Origin of the sequence: Carnimonas bestiolae (genome assembly GCF_051251145.1) — a bacterium.
Taxonomy (GTDB): Bacteria; Pseudomonadota; Gammaproteobacteria; order Pseudomonadales; family Halomonadaceae; genus Carnimonas; species Carnimonas bestiolae.
Genome location: NZ_JBPCZK010000001.1, coordinates 508,642 through 527,012 on the forward strand (window position 1 = coordinate 508,642; position 18,371 = coordinate 527,012).

The following is an 18,371-nucleotide window of genomic DNA, read 5'->3' on the forward strand; positions in this document are numbered from 1 at the left end:
TTAAGCGAAGTGCCACCTTAACACCGGGAACAAGCTGTCCAGCAAGACCATCGCGCAAAAGCTGATAGAATCCTTAAGAAAAGACTACAGTAATAGGAACAGTTCGCGACGATCGTGCCGATAGGACTGTTCGGACTCCCAATACACCGCATAATGTGCATTTTGCGCAATCGTGCCGGCTCATGCCCGTACTGCGCTCACCACTCACCGATAACCGGTATCACCGGAGCAGCATCACCTTAGCGCCTATCGCGTCGCTGACAGCGATCGCGCACTCCGACGTATGGTTGAGATACCCCTTTGGCACTTCAGACATGACTTCACACTCCGCTGACGACGATCAACTAAGCGCCATCCACAACCACAATATTGCTTACTTGATGCTGGCGCGCGAGCTGATTATCAAAAACAAGCCGCTGGCGATGCTGCAGCTAGGGATGGACGAGCCGCTGGCCGATCTGGTTGCCGACATGCCCATCGAGCAAATCGTCGCTATCAGTCGCACCAACCGACTGATCTGCGCGCTCGCTCTCGACGAGACGCGGTTGTTGGAGTGGCGCGATAAAACCCCTAGGCACCAGGAGATTTATCACGCCCAGCGTACCCTGCACATGACCGACAACCGCTGCAGTCTTCCGGGCAGAACGCACGACAGCGATCCCAACCAAGGGCCCAATGCGTCTCTGATCGATCAAACGCGTGAACAGACCCTCGCCATCGAGATGATCAAGCTGGGGGCGCGACCTTCGGTAATCCTGCAAAGCCTGAATATTCCCTACGCACGCGTCGCCCGCCTTTACCGCGAAATGACCGGCAAACCGTTACCCAAGGGCACCCTGCCCTTTGCCACGGATTGGTTTCTGCAGTGGCGCGCCAATATCCATTCATCGGTGTTTCTCAACTATCACCGCCGTCTCGAGAGCCTGTCGATGCAATGCAGTACCGAACTACTGCTAAGCAGCTATCGCCACTACCTTAACTGGCAGGAAGCGCCTCCGGCAGAGGCGCTGCTATCGATGACGCGAGCCTGGACACTGCTGCGCTTTCTGGAAAGCCACTTGCTGCAAATGACGCGCTGCACACGCTGCGGGCGGTTGTTTGTTGATTACGCCAATGCTCCGCAGCAAAGCTTCCGCTGCGGGCTGTGCGCTCCGCCCTCGCGGGCCGGTCATTACAAACAAGGCAAAACACCGCACGATAGAGCGGCTACTGCCAGGATTCAAACAGCGCCTCGAGGCCCGGCGCAAGCGCCACAAAAGAAGGGTTAATCAACGTATCACGCTGATTGTAAGAAAGCGCTCCTTCCACCCGCATCCCCTGCAACGACCTCACTGCTCCGCCCGCCTGCTCGAGCACAAATTGAGCAGCTGCCGTATCCCACTCACTGGTTGGCCCGCTCCTGACGTAGAGATCAGCGTCGCCGCGCGCAATCGCACAGAATTTCAGCGAACTCCCCATTGCTACGCGCTGATACGGCGGTAGCCGGGCCTGCCATGGCTCAGGAATACCGCGCCCGTGCGAGCGGCTTTCAACGACTCTCAAGGTGTTTGCGTTACGCCAAGGACGTGCGGTGATGTCGGTGCGGGTGGCACGATAGTGCGGAGGATGAAAGCGCCATGCGGATTCTCCACGACATGCGGTGTAGCCGTCGTTCAGCGCGGGAGCTACCACCACCGACAGCACCACCTTCCCTGCATCAATCAACGCGATATTCACCGTGAACTCATCGTTGCGACGCAGAAAATCACGCGTACCATCGAGCGGATCGACCAACCAGAACTGCTGCCACTGCAGGCGGTTGTCGATGTCGAGCGGCGAAGATTCCTCCGAAAGCACCGGCAGCGCCGGAGACAACTGGGCCAGGCGATTAACGATAATCTGATGCGCTGCTTTATCAGCCTCGGTAACGGGCGAGTGATCTTCTTTATGACTAACCGATATCGAGTGACCATTTCGATAAATGGCCAATATTGCATCGCCTGCCTGACAGGCAATATCGATTAATAACGACTGCCATTCCTTAAGCAATTGATCAGAAATTAGAGTCATGTTCCGCCATTATTCCTTAAATACGCCGGTTGTCGGAAGCCTAGTCGCGACTATCTAAGTAACAACATCGCCTCTATGTAGCGGCGCATTTATTGTGACCGTCATATTGTTAGCATTGAAATTATATGGCTGCGTTTAGCATGATTCAAAACGCAATTTTCTATCGAATAATCTATGCATACACACACTCATGCCTGCGTATAACGAAAAAACCGCCAGCGACTATCGCTGACGGTTATCTATTTGACACAGAACAAAGGCTACGAATGGGCGCTGTTTATAACTTGCACCGACGCCATTAACGCATCGATCAAACCTGGGTGTCTTCTACCCATCCTTCAACCGTATCGCCGCCATACTGCTCTTTCCAGGCCTTGAGGACCTTATGATTGCCCCCACGTGTTTCGATCACCTCACCGCTGTGCGGGTTACGATAGATCTTCAGCTTGCGCTTGCGGCGAGTACCACCGGTTTTGGTGGGAGCGGCTTTTACCGAACTACTGAGATCGCCCTTTGGATCAACAATAGCAATCACATCCGAAATATTCTTGCCAAATTCTTCCATCAAGCTTTCAAGTTTTTTCTTGAATTCAAGCTCGGACTGCAAACGCTCATCGCGTTCAAGACGCTGCAATTCTTCGCGTAGCGCCTTGACCTGCTGTTCCTTGAGAAGATAGTCACTCAATAACGACATTTTTATAACTCCAACCGGATTGCATAACACATGCAACGTATGTGGGCAGTGGAACGCAAGAGCGTTACGCGTTTAACGAGCACTATGCATTACCAATAAAGAGTATACATCCCTTACATCAAATGAGAGAAGCGTTTTTATAACGATATTGAATCTCAAAGCAACAAGATAAACTTTCTGAATGCTAAATAATTAGCATGTGCTATCACATTCATACATTTTGCATATAGCACACCACATCGCCCCCTCTTGAATGAGGAAACGCCAGCCCTCCTTACTGGACATCCATCCATATAAGCGCGATCATAGCGCTATGAAGAAAATCCTTCACGCCGACTGTGACTGTTTTTACGCTGCGGTAGAGATGCGCGACCGCCCTGAGCTGCGCGATATCCCTATTGCTGTCGGCGGCCGTCCGGAAGGCAGGGGCGTCATCGCCACCTGCAACTACCCCGCACGCACTTTCGGCATTCACTCAGCCATGTCGAGTGCTCAGGCACTGCGCCTGTGCCCGCAGCTCACCTTGATCAAGCCCGACTTCGATCGCTATCGCGAGGTCTCTGCGCAGATCATGGCCATTTTCAAGGAGCTTACCGAGCAGGTCGAGCCGCTATCGCTCGACGAAGCCTATCTTGATATCAGCGACGTCGAGCGTTTCAAGGGCAGCGGCACCTGGATGGCACAGTGGCTAAAGAAGGAGGTGCTGCGCAGAACCGGTATTACAGTCTCGACCGGCGTGGCGCCTAACAAGTTTCTTGCCAAAATTGCCAGCGACTGGCGCAAGCCCGACGGGCTATTCGTGATTACACCCGAGCAGGTCGATGCCTTTGTTGCCGAACTGGGCGTCGACAAATTGCCTGGCGTGGGGCCGGCCACGGCACAGCGCCTCAAACAGCTGGATATCACCACCTGTACCGAACTGAGCCGCTGCGCCCTTCCGATGCTGCTTGATCGCTTCGGCAAATTCGGCCAGCGCCTGTATGAGCTGAGCCGTGGTATCGATCACCGCGAGATCAAGGTGCATCGCGAGCGCAAATCGATCAGCGCCGAGAATACTTTCGATCGTGATCTCACCCCGGCGCAGGTGATCGAGCAGGAACTGTCGACCATGGTCGACAAACTGACCGCGCGCATTGATCGCCATGGTAACCCCGCTTCCAGCAAGATTTTCGTCAAGCTACGGTTTAACGATTTCACTACCACTACCTTGGAAAGCAGTGCGATGCTGCCCTCGATCGCCAATTTTGCCGAGCTGTTCGAACGCGCCTGGCAGCGCGGCCAGCGGCCGGTCAGGCTGGTGGGGGTTGGGATCAGGCTGCGCGATTCCGAGGACAGCCGCCAGCTAGGGCTGTTCAGCACCGCCCCCGACGAAGCCTCTTCTGTACCAGAGTACCAGTAGCTGGCCCCCGAGCAGCCCCATCCAGACGATCACACCCAGACGCCACGCCCTATGCGCCCTCCGCTTAGGCGAGCATCGCTCACCACGGTGGCGCTACCGTTCGGGCGCTGTTCATTCTCCGCTGCTGATAGGTTGCGATATGGCATTGCTGGTCGCTGCTGATGCGATAATGAGCAGATGCCCTACTGCGCGCTAACACCAACGACTGGCCGCTGCTGGCACCCTCTTGTTGCTATTTGCGTGTCACTCCTTGGCCGCACGCCTTTCCTGCTACGGTTGCTGTTGCGTATAGTAAAGGTAACGCCTTGGGGCAGGCAGCACTCACCACCGTGCTGTCACCCGGCATCCGCACAGTAATAAGGCATTCCATGAGCGACCATCAGGTATCCATCCGTCCTCGCAAACGCCCACCCCTCGACATCCTGTTGATGGGGGGATGCGGCGAAATCGGCATGAACCTTACGCTATACGGCCATAACGGTCGTTGGATAGCGGTCGACTGCGGCATGATGATTCATCAGGATTTGCCGGATTCACCGCTGCAGGTCCCGGATGGTCAAGCCCTGAAGGATCGTAATATCACTCCCGAAGCGCTGATCATCACCCATGGTCACGAGGATCATCTTGGGGCGGTGGTGTGGCTGTGGCCACGCTGGGGCTGTCCAATTTGGGCATCGCCGCTGGCGGCAGGTCTGCTGACTCATCGCTTCGCCCAGCATGGGCTGGATACCAGTGCGATTCGCGTGTTCGAGCCGGGCGAGGCCTTCGAGCAGGGGGAATTCGACATTCGCCCGCTGCCGGTCACCCACTCGATTCCTGAAAGCGCAGCGTTACTTATTAGCGCTGGGCGTCACCGCATACTGCATACCGGCGACTGGAAGCTCGACCCTGCCCCGCTGCTGGGGCCGCCCATCAATGAAGCGCAGTTTCGAGCGCTGGGCGCGATTGACCTAGTGGTGGGAGACTCTACCAATGCCATGCAGCCGGGCCACTCGGCCAGCGAGGCCGAGGTGCTTAGCGCACTGCAGGAAGCCATTGCGCCGCTGACCGGGCGCGTGGTGATCAGCAGTTTTGCCAGTAACCTGGCCCGCATTCACTCGGCCGGTCTGATTGCGCGCGCCACCGGTCGTCGGCTGGTGCTGGCCGGGCGCGCCATGCAGCGGATGGTGCACATCGCCAAAAGCTGCGGCTATCTGGAGGAGCTACCCACCATTGTACCGCTCAAGGATGCGGGCTATCTGCCGGCCAACGAAGTGCTGCTGATGGCGACCGGCAGTCAGGGCGAGCCTGGTGCTGCGCTAGCGCGTCTGGCTCATAACCGTATGCGTGATCTGGAGCTGGAAGAAGGCGACACGGTAATTTTCTCTTCGCGCGTGATTCCCGGCAACGAACAGCCGATTGCGGCGTTGGTCAATGCGCTGAAGCAGCGCAACATCACCGTGATGGATGAACACAACCATCCTGATCTGCATGCGTCGGGGCATCCGGCGCAGGACGAGCTGCGCACCTTCTATCATTGGATAAAGCCCCGCCACCTGCTGCCAGTGCACGGCACCGAGGCTCACCAGTGTGCGCATCTGGCGCTGGCACAGCAGCTCGGCATTGATGGCGAGCACACCCCGAGCGATGGCGATTGGCTGCGCTGGACCGGCGACACCCTTGAGCAAGCGGATCGCCTGACGCTCTCACCACGCCTGATCAACCAACAGCGCGACGTGCGCCGCGATACGCGGCATGGACTGCGGGTGGTCATTTCAGTGCTGGGTGATCAAAGCGGCTGGTCGCGGGTCGGACGCACCATTGTCGACCCACCGCCCGGCGTGGCAATCGATGAAGAAGCGCTGAGCGACTGGCTCGACGACCAATTGCCGGCGCTAGGGGCGGTATCGCTGCGAGAACTGCGTACATTGCTGAGCGATCAGCTGACTCACTGGCTCGCCAATCGCCGCCAGCGCGCAGGCCGCCTCTATCTGGACGTGGTGGATGTGTCGGCTTAGCCAGCCGACTGCCGGCCAAGGCCAGGTCATTGTGACACTCGCTAGCCGCCGGTCATGTTCATGAAGCGTACCACCTGCACATCGCCGTCGGTGGTGAAGTGATGCCGCCACGGTTTTAGCTGCATGGCGTCGATAATGCTTTTCTCCAGCCGCTGCTCATCGCCGGGGTGGCGTCTGAGTACCGCGCGCAGGTCCTTCGAATGCTCGTTGCCAAGGCACAATAGCAAGCGCCCTTCCGCCGTCACTCTGACGCGATTGCAGGAAGCGCAGAAATTATGGCTATGGGGCGAAATAAAACCCACACGAGTGCTGCTGCCAGGCATACGGAAGTAGCGCGATGGCCCCAGCGTTGACTGCGCGGTGGGCCACAGCGGATAGCGGGTTTCGATGGCGGCCTGCACATCATCGCTAGAGAAGTAGGTTTCCCCGCGTCCGTGATCCGACACCTCGCCCAGCGGCATTTCTTCGATAAAGCTGATATCGAGCTTGCGCTCGCGAGCGAACTCGACCAGATCGAGCACTTCATCTTCGTTACGCCCCTTTAGCACCACCGCATTTAGCTTGATATCGCTAAAGCCCGCCGCCTGTGCGGCCTCGATACCGCCAATCACCTGCTCAAGCTTGCCGGTACGGGTCAGTTGCTTGAAGCGCGCAGGATCGAGCGAGTCGAGACTGATGTTCAGGCGGTCAACGCCCGCTTGCCTGAGCATGGCGGCATGACGCGGCAGTTGCGAGCCGTTGGTCGTAATTGCCAGCTCCTTTAGGCCGTGCTGCTTGAGCGCGCCCAGCCCACGCATCAGCGTCTCGAGCCCTTGCCTGACCAACGGTTCGCCGCCGGTAATACGAATCTTCTCGACACCCAGCGCCACAAACCGCTGCGCAACCATCAGAAGCTCTTCAATCGACAGCAGCTGCTGACGCGGCAGGAAGGTCATTTCCTCACTCATGCAATAGACGCAGCGAAAATCACAGCGATCGGTAATCGATAGCCGCAAATAGCGAATCCTGCGGCCAAAGCTATCGACCAGTTCGCTGCTTGTCTGCTCGCTCGCTTCGGTCTCCATGGTTACTCCTCCCAGCGGCGGCTGGCGTCGATGTCGCCATGACGTTCTGCGACCCAGCGCTCGCTATCGCCCAGATGCTCTTTTTTCCAGAATGGCGCGGCGGTCTTCAGGCGGTCAATCAGAAATTCACAACCAGCGAAGGCATCGCGGCGATGTGCAGCGAGCGTCATCACCAGCACAATCTGATCGCCCGCGGCCAGCCGCCCCACCCGATGTACCAAGGCCACGCCGCTCAGCGACCAGCGTTGGCGGGCCTGCTCGGCCAGCTCGGCGAGCGCCTGTTCGGTCATGCCGGGGTAATGCTCAAGCGTCAGCGCAGTCACGTTGGATACTTCGCTGAAATCGCGTACGCGCCCGCTAAACGATACCACCGCACCGATATCGCGTCGCTCTGCCAGCAACTGCTGCTCAATCTGGGCCGCGTCGAACGGCTCGGGCTGTACGGCGATATAGATCATCCGCCCGTCACCGGTGGAAAGAAACCCACTTCGTCACCCGGGCTGAGCGGCGTATCGCCCTTGCATATACGCTGATTGACGGCGCTCAACACCTGTTGGTCGTACAGCGCTGAGAAGCGCGGATCGCGCGCGACGAGGGCTTGTTTCAGGCCGTCCAGGGTGGGCGACGTCAATTCACTGAAGGGAAGCTCGAGGCGTTGCTCTCCCAGCGCTTCGCGCAGCGCTGCAAACAGCAGCACGGTGATATGCGCCGCGTGGCGGGCAGGCGCGCTCGGCTCGCTTGATGTAGCGCTGCTGGCCGGCGGAATCGGCTGATCTGGCGCTGGCTGAGCATCGTCGGCGGTCTTACGGTGCCAATCACCGGATTTGCCGCCCTCTTTATGTTCGAGCTGGACAGCGCCAATCACCATCGCCTTGTCGACCGCCTTGCACATGTCATACAGCGTTAACGCCGCCACCGATACCGCGGTCAGCGCTTCCATCTCGACACCGGTGCGTCCTTCCATTTTACAGCGTGCCTGAATACGCACGCCCGGCAGCTCGCTATCGAGCACGAAGTCGATCTTCACCGATGACAGCGCTAGCAAATGACACAGCGGAATCAGCTCGGAAGTGCGCTTGGCCGCCTGAATTCCCGCAATCCGAGCGGTCGCCAGCACATCGCCCTTGGGCATCGCATCATCGGCCAGCAACGCCAAGGTGTTCGGCGCCATGCGCACATGGCCGGAAGCAATCGCAGTACGCTGGCTAACGGCCTTTTCACCCACGTCGACCATATGCGCGTGGCCGCGCTGATCAAGATGCGAGAGAGATTCATTGGCCATGGTTACCTCCAGACAGCGCCACCAGCGGGTGAATCACTACCCGCTCACCTTCGCTTAACCGGCTGGTGTGCTCGTCGAGTTCAATCAGACAGCTTGCCTGCAGCAATGCATCAAGCTGATGGGAATTCTGTTTCGCCAGCGGAAGCGCGTACAGCCGCCCCTCTTCGTTGGCCCAATAGCGCGCAAGCAGCAGCTCACTGCGTCCAGCGCGACCACTAACAGGAGCGGCTAGCGTGGCTGCCAGCGTGGGCATCGGATCAGCCGTGCCGCTGAGGTGCGTCAGCGCGGGTCTTACCAGTTGAACACAGCAGCCCAGCGCCGCCAAAGGATTCCCCGGTAAGGCTATCAGCGGCACCTGTTGCCAACGTCCAAACGCCAGCGCCTGCCCGGGCTTATGGGCCATTCGCTGCGGCACAATGCCATGCTCGGCGAGCACATCGCGCACGTAGTCATGCGGGCCGCGCGAAATGCCGCCGCTGGTAATGAGCATATCTGCGTGCTGCGCGGCGGCATCGAGACGCTCGGCAATTGCTGCGGGGCTATCTTCAAGCACACCGCACACGCTGACCTCTCCCCCCCAGCATTGCAGCAGGGCCGCCAGCATCGGGGAGTTAGCGTCAAAGCGTGCTTGCTGCGAACCGCTGGCGGAGCTCCCGCTGAGCTCGTCGCCGCTGGAAAATAGCGCTATCCGCAGCGGCCGCGTCACTTCGACTTGTTCGATGCCCAGCGCAGCCAGCATCGCGATGTGGCGAAAATCGAGGCATTCTCCAGCGCTGATCACCACCGCCCCGCGCGCCACTACCTCAGCGCGACGCCGCACGTTGCGGCCCACCTGAGGCAGTTGCTCGAGCCACACCTGCTGATGGTCGAAGCGGCACGCTTCAATCGGCATCACGCTATCGCAGCCCTCTGGCAGCCAAGCGCCGGTGGCGATCTCGACGGCTTCTCCGGTAGCCACTGGCGTTTTACAAGGATGCCCAGCAAGACTTTTCCCAACGATACGTAACGGCTGCTTAGTGCCCGCCTGCTGTGCGGTGAAAGCTACACCGTCCATTGCTGAGATATCTGCTTCCGGTATATCCAGCGGTGCCTTGATGTCGCTGGCGAGACAGCGCCCGACGGCCTGCGCCTGCGCCAGCGCCACTCGCTGAGTGGCCGGCGGCAGCGCGTCGCCCATCGCTGCCAGCAGCATCTGGCGCGCCTCGGCGACACTGATACGTGGCTGTGTCATCAGCGCTGTTCCCTTTGCTGACTTGCCCAGTGCGCTATCCACTGAGCAATGTGTGCGGGGTGATCAAGCGGCAGTAGCTCGGGCTCGCCGATGGAATCCGCCCCCGCCCTAACCGGTGCTGCACCTTGCCCAACTACTTCTTCCACCGTCGGTGCCGCGATGGCAATGATCTGGGCATCGTCACGGGCCAGCAGCGGTTTGCCGAGCGCTGCACGAAACACTTCCACGCGGGGAATAGCGGCATGCTTGAAGCCCTCGACTAAAATCAGCGATGGCGCATGGGGCAACAATTGCTCGACCAGCTCATCGAGACCGGGCTCATCTGCTCCTGGCGTTTCCACCATGATGGCGTAGCGCTGCGCCGACGCCAGCAGCATCGGCACCGCTCCCGCCTTGCGCAAGCGGTAGCTATCCTTGCCGGGCGTGTCGACATCAACGTCGTGGTGAGCATGCTTGATCACGGCGCAGCGCTCGCCAGCTTCGCGCAGCAACGGCAGCAGTTTTTCCAACAGGGTAGTCTTTCCCGCTCCGCTGAAACCTACAACCCCTAGTAATAGGGGGCGGGATGAAGGGGAGTTGGTTGGTGACATGGTTACCTCTGGGCAAGCGCCAAACGTGCGGCCACTGCGTCTAGCTCGGCATCACCGTTAACGTTGATAAACTCTGCGCTGTGTTCGAAACGCACCGCAGTAGCACGACACTGCTCGATAACGCCCCGCACGCGCCGCTCGCCGCTGCCCAACGCCCGATGCACCCGCGGTGCCAGATTCGGGCGCCACAGCGCTATGGTGTAGTGCGCGCGCTCAGCGTCGCAGGCGTATATCACGTCGCTATCAGGTGCTGCGTGCGCCACCAGCGTATCGACCAGATCAAGCGGCAGCAACGGTGTATCGCAGGGGACCGTTAACACCCAGTCAGTCTGCGGGAAGAAATCGAGCGCCTGCGCAATGCCCGCCAGTGGACCCTGACATTGCTCATCTGCGGCATCGGCCAGCAGCGGAAGTTGCGTTAGCTGGCGATAGCGCTCGAAAGCACGATTGGCGCTAATCGCCAGCGCCTGAACCTGAGGCGCCACCCGCGCAATCACGTGCTCCAGCAAAGTGCGGCCGGCCAGCTCGACCAGCGCTTTTTCACCGCGCGCCAAGCGACGCCCTTCTCCTCCCGCCAGCACAATGGCTGCCACGCTGGCACGCGGCGATGAAGAAAACGATTGAGCGCACATCGCGGGTTCCTCATGCTGAAAAGACATCGCTCGGCATCGATACGAGGCTGCGCTGAAGGAGCACTGCTCGCACCTATCGATCCTTGCCGATCGCGCCGCCCATAAACGACAACAGCCGCTAACGGCGGCCGCTGGAGGATAGTACGAACGGACACCTGATCCTGCTGCTGCAGCAGATCAACGGCAAGAGTATGCACCATCCGAGCAACGGCTTAACGCACGACTCGGTGGCAGGTTCTGTCCAGACCGCTGATGCGCATTTCTGGAAACCGCTGAGCGGCCCCGTTCAACGCTTCGCAGCCAAGAGCGCGGCAGCCCTACCGAGACCGCTGAGGGCCGCGCCGCGAGTCGCCGCGCCTTGGTAGGCATCCGCTAGAGCAATGGCCCTGAAGCGGTGGCGCTGCAACGAAGGCGCTCGAGCAATGGCCCTGAAGTGGTGACCGCTACTCGCGGCCCGCTGCTATTAATGGGTGCCGAAAATCTTGTCGCCGGCATCACCCAGCCCCGGCACGATGTAGCCGTGTTCGTCGAGATGGTCGTCGACCGACGCGGTGAATATCTCGACATCAGGATGTGCTTCGAGCACGCGCTTGATGCCCTCGGGCGCAGCGACCAGCACGATAATCTTGATATCGCGGCAGTTGCGTTCTTTCAGCATATCGAGCGTGGCGATAACCGAACCACCGGTGGCCAGCATCGGATCGATCACCAGCGCAGTACGCTCGTGCAGGTCGGAGACAAACTTCTCGAAGTACGGCACCGGCTCGAGGGTGTCCTCGTTCCGGTAAAGCCCCACTACGCTGATGCGCGCGCTGGGAATCAGCGTGGTAACGCCTTCCAGCATGCCAATGCCTGCGCGCAGGATTGGTACAACGGTAACCTTCTTGCCCTTGATCTTATCGACCGACAGCGCCTCGCCAGTCCAGCCGGTAATACTGCGAGCTTCAAGCTCAAGGTGCTTGGTGGCTTCGTAGGTCAGCAGCGTAGCGACCTCGCTGGCAAGCTCGCGGAAATGCTTGGTGCTGATGCCTTCGGCACGCATCAAGCCGATTTTGTGTTTGATCAGCGGGTGCTGAATATCGTGAACACTCATGAGGATGTCCTGAAAAGAGCGAGTAGACGCGACCAACGAGCGGTCTATCCGTGGATGTAAGAAGCAGCATGCAGTGGCCGCCTGAAGCTTTCCAACCTGCATGCTGCCGAATCACCGAAATCGTGCGGCATCGGTTAATGAAACAAGGCGACAGCGCGCCTTTTGCCCATGTCCCGACTGCCTGCTGGACCAACGGTGTTAATGAGCGGCGCTCACCTCAGCGGGGAGCTGCCACTCAATGGGCGAAATACCGTGCTGCACCAAAAATGCGTTGGCCTTGGAAAAATGCTGATTGCCAAAGAAACCGCGATGCGCCGACAGCGGCGACGGATGCGGTGAGTGCAGCACCAAATGGCGCTCGCGATCAACGAAGGCGGCTTTCTTCTGCGCGTAGCTGCCCCACAGCAGAAACACCACGTGGTCACACTCGCGATTGATCTGTTCGATAGCGCGATCGGTAAAGGTTTCCCAGCCGCGATTGCGGTGCGACCCGGCCTGCCCCTGCTCGACCGTTAGCACGCTGTTGAGCATCATCACACCCTGGCGCGCCCAGCTTTCCAGGAAGCCGTGCTTTACCGGCGTGAAGTTAACCTCGTCGGCCGCCAGCTCCTTGTAGATATTCACCAGCGACGGCGGGATAGCCACCTCGGGGCGCACCGAAAAACATAGGCCATGCGCCTGCCCCGGCCCGTGGTAAGGGTCCTGACCGAGGATAACCACCTTGACGTTACTCAGCGGCGTTAGCTCGAACGCGCGAAACCAGTCACTGGAGTGAGGAAAGATCACCTTGTGCTGCTCTTTCTGCGCCTTCAGAAAGGCTCGCAACTGCGCCATGTAGGGCGCATCGAACTCGGTTTGCAGCGCGGCTTCCCAATCGGCGCTCATTGGCACGGACATAGACACTCCTAGGCGTCGCTGTCGCCCGCACCGGTACGGCGGTGGCGCTCGACCAGCGGCTCGACGTAAGAGAAACCGGTATCCCAAGGAAACTGAATCCAGCAATTCTGGCCCACTTCAGTGTGGTATTGATCGACCAGCGCTCGGCCCTCGGGCTTGGCGTAAATCGTAATGAAATGAGCCTTCGGCAACATCCGTCGCACCGCCGCAGCGGTTTTGCCGGTGTCGACCAGATCATCTACCAATAGCCAACCTTCGCCATCGTGATCAACGCCCTTCAACACCTCAACGTCGTTGCGCTGTTCCATGTTGTCGTAGCTTTTGACGCACAGGGAATCGACCAGTCGGATATCCAGTTCGCGTGCAATCAGGCCCGCAGGAATCAGGCCGCCCCGTGCGATGGCGACAATGCCTTTGAACTGGTGATGCAATAGCGGCTCACATAGTTCGCGCACATCACGATGCAATTGGTCCCACGAGACCGTGAAATAGCGCTGGTAACGATCGCTTTTCGCCATGCCAGTTACTCCGTTTCGGTGAAGCTGCACACAGCGAAAACGCTGTGGCCTGCCGCACGAATAGCGTCTGAGCCACCCAACTCGGGCAAATCGATAATCCCGGCGGTTTCGACCACCACGCCGCCAGTGCGCTCGATCAGACTGGCAGCGGCCAGCATGGTACCGCCGGTAGCAATCAAATCGTCCATGACCAGAATGCGGTCGTTGGGGCGGAAGGCATCAGAGTGCAGCTCGACGGTCGCTTCACCGTATTCGAGCTTGTAGGTTTCGCTGATGGTCTTGAACGGTAGCTTGCCCTTCTTGCGCACCGGCACGAAGCTGCAGCCCAATTCGTAGGCCAGCGGCGCACCAATAATAAAGCCGCGCGCATCGATCGCCGCAATCGCATCGATGTCCATTTGCTGATAGCGATGAACGAAGCCATCGATCAGTTTGCGAAATGCGGCGCTGTTTTGCAGCACTGGCGTAATGTCGCGAAAGTTGACGCCCGGCTCCGGCCAATCCCGCACGGTGCGAATCACCGACTTGATGTAATCGCCGTAGACGCTTTTTGTATCTTCCAACAGAATTCTCCTGCACGCACAGTGGAGCGACGCACCGTGCGACGTGCCTTCGACATCGGATAATGGTTGCCACCACCCGTTCAGTGGCTGATGGGTGAACGCGATCTTCGCAAGACCCCGCAATGGCGGTAAGTTTACGCGAAAACGCCGCCAGGCTTAAGCACCTCATGAGGATTCCCTGCGCGGCGCCAGCACACCCAGCAGGGGTTAGCCTGCGCGACCTGCCAGCACGCGTTCAACGGTCGCCACAATCGCCTGCGTTTGCGGATCGATTTCGATATTAACGCGATCCCCTGGCTGGCGATCACGAAGCGTCGTGCGCTCGAGGGTTTCCGGAATCAGATCGACGCTGAAGCGCTCGCCGTCCACCTCGCTGATGGTCAGGCTGGCACCGTCAATGCTGATGAAGCCTTTATCAAGCACATAGGGCGCAAACTCAGCAGGTAGAGAGAACCACAGGCGACGGTTGTTCGGACGCTCGACGATATCCTTCAGCGTAACAGTGCCCGCGATATGCCCAGAGGTCAGGTGGCCGCCGATTTCGTCGCCAATACGCGCGGCGCGCTCAAGATTGACTCGACTGCCCACTTCCAGGTCGCCCAGGTTAGTCAGCGTAAGGGTTTGGATCATCGCATCGAAGCCAACGCGGTTATCGTTAACCTCTACTACGGTCAGGCAGCAGCCATTGTGCGCCACCGACGCGCCCAGTTCGATGCCCTGCTCCAGCCCATCGGGAAACGCAACGGTGAGGTGATGCAAACCATCGCGCTTATCGATCGCGACCACTTCGCCAATTCCCTGCACAATGCCAGTAAACATGGTGCCTCCTTGAGAGTTCGATGTTGCCCCATAGCGGGGCTAATGCCCTTATTGTGGCACGACTTGCGGGCATCGTGTCAGTTGCCCTTTCATTGATAATTAGCGTCTAGCCGCGGCAACCCGCTGCGGCCAGATTGACGCCCCGTATACGGAAACTTACAATCGCTAGCCAATCAAGACAGGCGCTGATTTGTTCCCAGCTTGCGGGCGCCGCAGCAAATACCGCTAAACGGGGAATGGCTTTCCGTTCCGCGCAGTGACGTATCGTCACCCTTGGCGCGCCCCGCCCTGCACCGCACTCTCGGCCCTGTCAGTCGTGGCATTGCGCCACCTACTTATGTATCCCTCTCATCACGGCCCATGATTACCCTATCCAACGTTGTAAAAAGCTACGGACGCGGCGCGCACACCGTCAACGCGTTACAGGGCATCGATCTGGAAGTTCCTGCCGGCAGCATCAGCGGCGTTATCGGTCTTTCGGGTGCCGGTAAAAGCACCCTGGTGCGCTGCGTCAATCTACTTGAGCGCCCTACGTCTGGCAGTGTGGTGGTCAACGGCCAAGAGCTGACCTCGCTAAGCGCCGCCGAACTGCGCCAAGCGCGTCATCGCATCGGCATGATCTTCCAGCACTTCAATCTGCTCGAATCGCGTACCGTGGCCGCCAATATTGCGCTGCCGCTGGAGCTGACCAAAACGCCCAAGCACACCATCAAGGCGCGCGTTAGCGAGCTGCTTGCGCTCACCGGCCTTGAGCAGATGGGCGAGCGCTATCCCAGCCAGCTGTCCGGCGGACAGAAGCAGCGCGTCGCGATTGCCCGTGCGCTGGCCAGCGAGCCGCAGGTGCTGCTGTGCGACGAAGCCACCTCAGCGCTCGACCCGCATACCACTACCTCGATTCTTGAGCTGCTCAAGGAGATCAATCAGCGACTGGGCCTGACCATCCTGCTGATTACTCACGAGATGGAAGTGGTCAAAGCCATCTGCGACCAGGTGTCACTGATTGAAGGCGGCAAGCTGGTAGAAACCGCCTCGGTAGGCAAGTTTTTCACCGCACCCGACAGCGCGGCGGCGCGTCACTTCATCGGTGACCAGCTATCGCTGGAGATTCCCGCATCACTGAAGGAACGCCTGCTGCCCGATATTGCTGGCCCACAGGGCAGCCATCCGGTAGTGCGCCTGACCTTCTCCAACGACAAGGTCAGCAAGCCGCTGATTTCGCACATTTCGCGCACCTTCGATATTGATATCAGCATCATCGAAGCACGCATCGAATCGATTCAGCGCTGGACGCTAGGCCTGATGATTGCCGAATTGATCGGTGACGCTGCCACTACACAGCAAGTGATTGATCACTTGTCTTCCCTGGATATTACGCTGGAGGTCATTGGTCATGTGGCTGGGACTGAGTGAAGCGATGTGGAGCCGCCTGGGCCAGGCGACCCTCGATACCCTTATCATGGTCGCGATCAGCGGCGTCATTTCGATTGTGGCCGGCATTTTACTGGGCATTGCGCTGTACGTGACGCGCCCCGACCGCTTTCTAAGACAGCCGCTGCTGCACGCCATCCTTGGCGTGGTGGTGAATATTGGTCGTTCGGTGCCCTTTATTATTCTGATGGTAGCGATCGTACCTTTCACGCGCTTGCTGGTCGGCTCCTCAATCGGCATGAACGCTGCGATTGTGCCGCTGACCATCGCCGCTATACCTTTTGTGGCACGCCTGGTCGAAGGCTCGCTGAATGAGGTATCGCCGGGCCTTATCGAAACTGCACAGTCGATGGGCGCGACGCCTTCCCAAATCATTTTCAAGGTGCTGCTGCCTGAAGCACGCGGCGGGCTGATTACCGCCGTGACCATTACCCTGATTACGCTGATCGGCTATTCAGCGATGGCCGGCGCAGTGGGCTCTGGCGGACTCGGCGCAATTGGGATTAACTACGGCTACAATCGCTACAATAGCGTGGTAATGCTGGCAACCGTCGTCATTATTGTGATTCTGGTGCAGGCAATCCAAATGCTGGGTGATTGGCTGGTGCGTCGTACGCGCCACTGATGAGCACTTATTCGCACAGCATCATTCGCTGGGCACGCTTAACAACGCTTCACAATCAAACGGAGAACACCACATGCACAGGGCTATCAAGGGAATCGCACTAGGCGCAGGCGCACTCGCCCTCAGCGCCTTCTTGAGCGGCTGCGGCGGTCACAAGGAAGACCCCAACACCGTTAGCGTGGGCGTTATGGCAGGCCCGGAAGAAGAGCTGATGGAGATGGCCAAGCAGATTGCCAAACAGCGCTACGATCTCAACGTGAAGATTGTTGAATTCAACGACTATGTCGCGCCGAATTCGTCGCTGGCCGACGGCAGCATCGACACCAACGCCTATCAGCACAAGCCGTATCTGGATGCGATGGTCAAGGACCGTGGACTGGACCTGGTGCCGCTGCCTAACGGCAACACCTTTATCTTCCCGATTGGTGGCTACTCGTCCAAGTACAAGTCGATCAGCGAACTGCCCGACGGTGCCACCATCGCGATTTCCAACGATCCGTCCAACGGCGCACGCGCGCTGCTGATTCTGGAAAAGGCGGGGCTGATCAAGCTGAAAAATGCCAATGACCCCACCTCGTCGGTCGACGACATTACCGACAATCCCCATCACTTCAAGTTCGACGAGCTGGATACGGCGCAGATGCCGCGTTCGCTTGAAGATGTGGATCTCGCCTTCATCAATAACAATTTCGCCGAACCTGCCGGGCTGCACCTTAGCGATGCGCTGCTGAAGGAAGATGCCCACTCGCCCTACGTGAATCTGTTTGCGGTGCGCAAGGGCGATGAGAACAGCGAAAAAATTCGCCACCTGGTCGATGCCTACCAGTCTGACGATGTCGCCAAAAAAGCCCACGACCTGTTTGGCGATGGCGCTATTCCCGGCTGGAAGTAATCTGGCATAACGGGCCGCGCTCAAGCGGCCCGCTTGCCAGCGCGACAAGGCCGCCATTGGGCGGCCTTTGCTGTTTATTGATCCGCAAATTTATTACCACGCGCGCAGCGTTTGTCTCATGAGGTACGCAATGGACTACGATCTTCTTGCACGTCAGCTTGAAGCACTGCTTGATAGCGATGACTGGCTCACCAATAGCGCCCAAACCGCCGCTTTCATTAATACCAACATCGCCTCGCTCAATTGGGTAGGCTTCTATCTACAGCGCTCTCCACAGCTACTTACGCTGGGGCCCTTCCAGGGTAACCCGGCCTGCAACCCGATCCCCTTCAGCAAAGGAGTATGCGGCGCGGCGGCCACCCAGCGGCGCACTCAGCGCGTAGACGATGTACACGCCTTCCCCGGGCATATCGCCTGCGATGCGGCATCGCGCTCGGAACTGGTGGTACCACTGGTTAGCGACGGTCAGCTATGGGGCGTGCTCGACATCGACAGTCCGCTGCCAGAGCGCTTCAGTGAGCAGGATCAGGCCGGTATTGAAGCCTTGTGCGAGGTGTTCCTCAAGGCTACTCGGCTGCCGTCGTTCGTCGCCTGATGC

20 protein-coding genes are annotated in these 18,371 nt (G+C 58.9%); 7 read left to right on the forward strand and 13 right to left on the reverse strand.

Annotated features, from left to right (window positions below; all coding sequences use genetic code 11):
* Window positions 1–314: 314 nt before the first annotated feature.
* Window positions 315–1,268 (forward strand): FlhC family transcriptional regulator, encoded by a 954-nt coding sequence (locus R84865_RS02335; protein ID WP_435632133.1) that lies wholly within the window; start codon window positions 315–317, stop codon window positions 1,266–1,268.
* Here R84865_RS02335 and cysQ read toward each other — a convergent pair.
* Window positions 1,207–2,049, reverse strand: coding sequence for a 3'(2'),5'-bisphosphate nucleotidase CysQ (gene cysQ / locus R84865_RS02340; protein ID WP_435638736.1), 843 nt, complete (start codon window positions 2,047–2,049; stop codon window positions 1,207–1,209). The genes R84865_RS02335 and cysQ overlap by 62 nt on opposite strands.
* Before the next feature lie 310 nt (window positions 2,050–2,359).
* The gene (locus R84865_RS02345) at window positions 2,360–2,743 is read right to left on the reverse strand and encodes a histone-like nucleoid-structuring protein, MvaT/MvaU family (RefSeq protein ID WP_435632135.1); all 384 of its coding nucleotides are present in this window, start codon (window positions 2,741–2,743) and stop codon (window positions 2,360–2,362) included.
* A 313-nt stretch (window positions 2,744–3,056) separates the two neighbouring features.
* Between R84865_RS02345 and dinB the strand changes: the two genes are divergently transcribed.
* Window positions 3,057–4,142, forward strand: a complete 1,086-nt coding sequence (gene dinB / locus R84865_RS02350; protein WP_435638737.1) for a DNA polymerase IV — start codon at window positions 3,057–3,059, stop codon at window positions 4,140–4,142.
* 368 nt (window positions 4,143–4,510) lie between these two features.
* On the forward strand, window positions 4,511–6,139 hold the full coding sequence (locus R84865_RS02355; RefSeq protein WP_435638738.1) for a ribonuclease J: 1,629 nt from the start codon (window positions 4,511–4,513) through the stop codon (window positions 6,137–6,139).
* Window positions 6,140–6,180: 41 nt separating this feature from the next.
* Here R84865_RS02355 and moaA read toward each other — a convergent pair whose 3' ends face one another.
* The 11 genes from moaA to R84865_RS02410 all read right to left on the reverse strand — a co-directional run bounded on the left by moaA (window position 6,181) and on the right by R84865_RS02410 (window position 14,828).
* Complete coding sequence (gene moaA, locus R84865_RS02360) at window positions 6,181–7,203, reverse strand: GTP 3',8-cyclase MoaA (RefSeq protein ID WP_435632138.1); 1,023 nt, start codon at window positions 7,201–7,203, stop codon at window positions 6,181–6,183.
* A gap of 2 nt (window positions 7,204–7,205) precedes the next feature.
* Window positions 7,206–7,661, reverse strand: a complete 456-nt coding sequence (locus tag R84865_RS02365) for a molybdenum cofactor biosynthesis protein MoaE (RefSeq protein ID WP_435636866.1) — start codon at window positions 7,659–7,661, stop codon at window positions 7,206–7,208.
* The gene (gene moaC / locus R84865_RS02370) at window positions 7,658–8,485 is read right to left on the reverse strand and encodes a cyclic pyranopterin monophosphate synthase MoaC (RefSeq protein ID WP_435638739.1); all 828 of its coding nucleotides are present in this window, start codon (window positions 8,483–8,485) and stop codon (window positions 7,658–7,660) included. Before moaC ends, R84865_RS02365 begins: the two co-directional genes overlap by 4 nt.
* The gene (locus R84865_RS02375; RefSeq protein ID WP_435638740.1) at window positions 8,475–9,716 is read right to left on the reverse strand and encodes a molybdopterin molybdotransferase MoeA; all 1,242 of its coding nucleotides are present in this window, start codon (window positions 9,714–9,716) and stop codon (window positions 8,475–8,477) included. Before R84865_RS02375 ends, moaC begins: the two co-directional genes overlap by 11 nt.
* Window positions 9,716–10,306, reverse strand: a complete 591-nt coding sequence (gene mobB, locus R84865_RS02380; RefSeq protein ID WP_435636863.1) for a molybdopterin-guanine dinucleotide biosynthesis protein B — start codon at window positions 10,304–10,306, stop codon at window positions 9,716–9,718. The genes R84865_RS02375 and mobB overlap by 1 nt, the downstream gene beginning before the upstream one ends.
* Before the next feature lie 2 nt (window positions 10,307–10,308).
* A complete protein-coding gene (mobA, locus tag R84865_RS02385; protein WP_435638741.1) occupies window positions 10,309–10,938 on the reverse strand; it encodes a molybdenum cofactor guanylyltransferase MobA in 630 nt (209 codons plus the stop codon).
* A gap of 463 nt (window positions 10,939–11,401) precedes the next feature.
* On the reverse strand, window positions 11,402–12,031 hold the full coding sequence (gene upp / locus R84865_RS02390) for a uracil phosphoribosyltransferase (RefSeq protein WP_435632144.1): 630 nt from the start codon (window positions 12,029–12,031) through the stop codon (window positions 11,402–11,404).
* Window positions 12,032–12,229: 198 nt separating this feature from the next.
* Complete coding sequence (gene ung, locus R84865_RS02395; protein WP_435638742.1) at window positions 12,230–12,928, reverse strand: uracil-DNA glycosylase; 699 nt, start codon at window positions 12,926–12,928, stop codon at window positions 12,230–12,232.
* 8 nt (window positions 12,929–12,936) lie between these two features.
* On the reverse strand, window positions 12,937–13,446 hold the full coding sequence (gene gpt / locus R84865_RS02400) for a xanthine phosphoribosyltransferase (protein ID WP_435632146.1): 510 nt from the start codon (window positions 13,444–13,446) through the stop codon (window positions 12,937–12,939).
* A 5-nt stretch (window positions 13,447–13,451) separates the two neighbouring features.
* A complete protein-coding gene (locus R84865_RS02405; protein WP_435632147.1) occupies window positions 13,452–14,009 on the reverse strand; it encodes an adenine phosphoribosyltransferase in 558 nt (185 codons plus the stop codon).
* A gap of 207 nt (window positions 14,010–14,216) precedes the next feature.
* Window positions 14,217–14,828, reverse strand: a complete 612-nt coding sequence (locus R84865_RS02410) for a riboflavin synthase subunit alpha (RefSeq protein WP_435632148.1) — start codon at window positions 14,826–14,828, stop codon at window positions 14,217–14,219.
* A gap of 360 nt (window positions 14,829–15,188) precedes the next feature.
* Between R84865_RS02410 and R84865_RS02415 the strand changes: the two genes are divergently transcribed.
* From R84865_RS02415 to R84865_RS02430, 4 genes are all read left to right on the forward strand, one after another.
* Window positions 15,189–16,238 (forward strand): methionine ABC transporter ATP-binding protein, encoded by a 1,050-nt coding sequence (locus R84865_RS02415; protein ID WP_435632149.1) that lies wholly within the window; start codon window positions 15,189–15,191, stop codon window positions 16,236–16,238.
* The gene (locus tag R84865_RS02420; protein ID WP_435632307.1) at window positions 16,231–16,881 is read left to right on the forward strand and encodes a methionine ABC transporter permease; all 651 of its coding nucleotides are present in this window, start codon (window positions 16,231–16,233) and stop codon (window positions 16,879–16,881) included. Before R84865_RS02415 ends, R84865_RS02420 begins: the two co-directional genes overlap by 8 nt.
* A 73-nt stretch (window positions 16,882–16,954) precedes the next feature.
* A complete protein-coding gene (locus tag R84865_RS02425) occupies window positions 16,955–17,773 on the forward strand; it encodes a MetQ/NlpA family ABC transporter substrate-binding protein (protein ID WP_435632150.1) in 819 nt (272 codons plus the stop codon).
* 130 nt (window positions 17,774–17,903) lie between these two features.
* Window positions 17,904–18,368, forward strand: coding sequence for a GAF domain-containing protein (locus R84865_RS02430; protein ID WP_435632151.1), 465 nt, complete (start codon window positions 17,904–17,906; stop codon window positions 18,366–18,368).
* Window positions 18,369–18,371 lie beyond the last annotated feature (3 nt).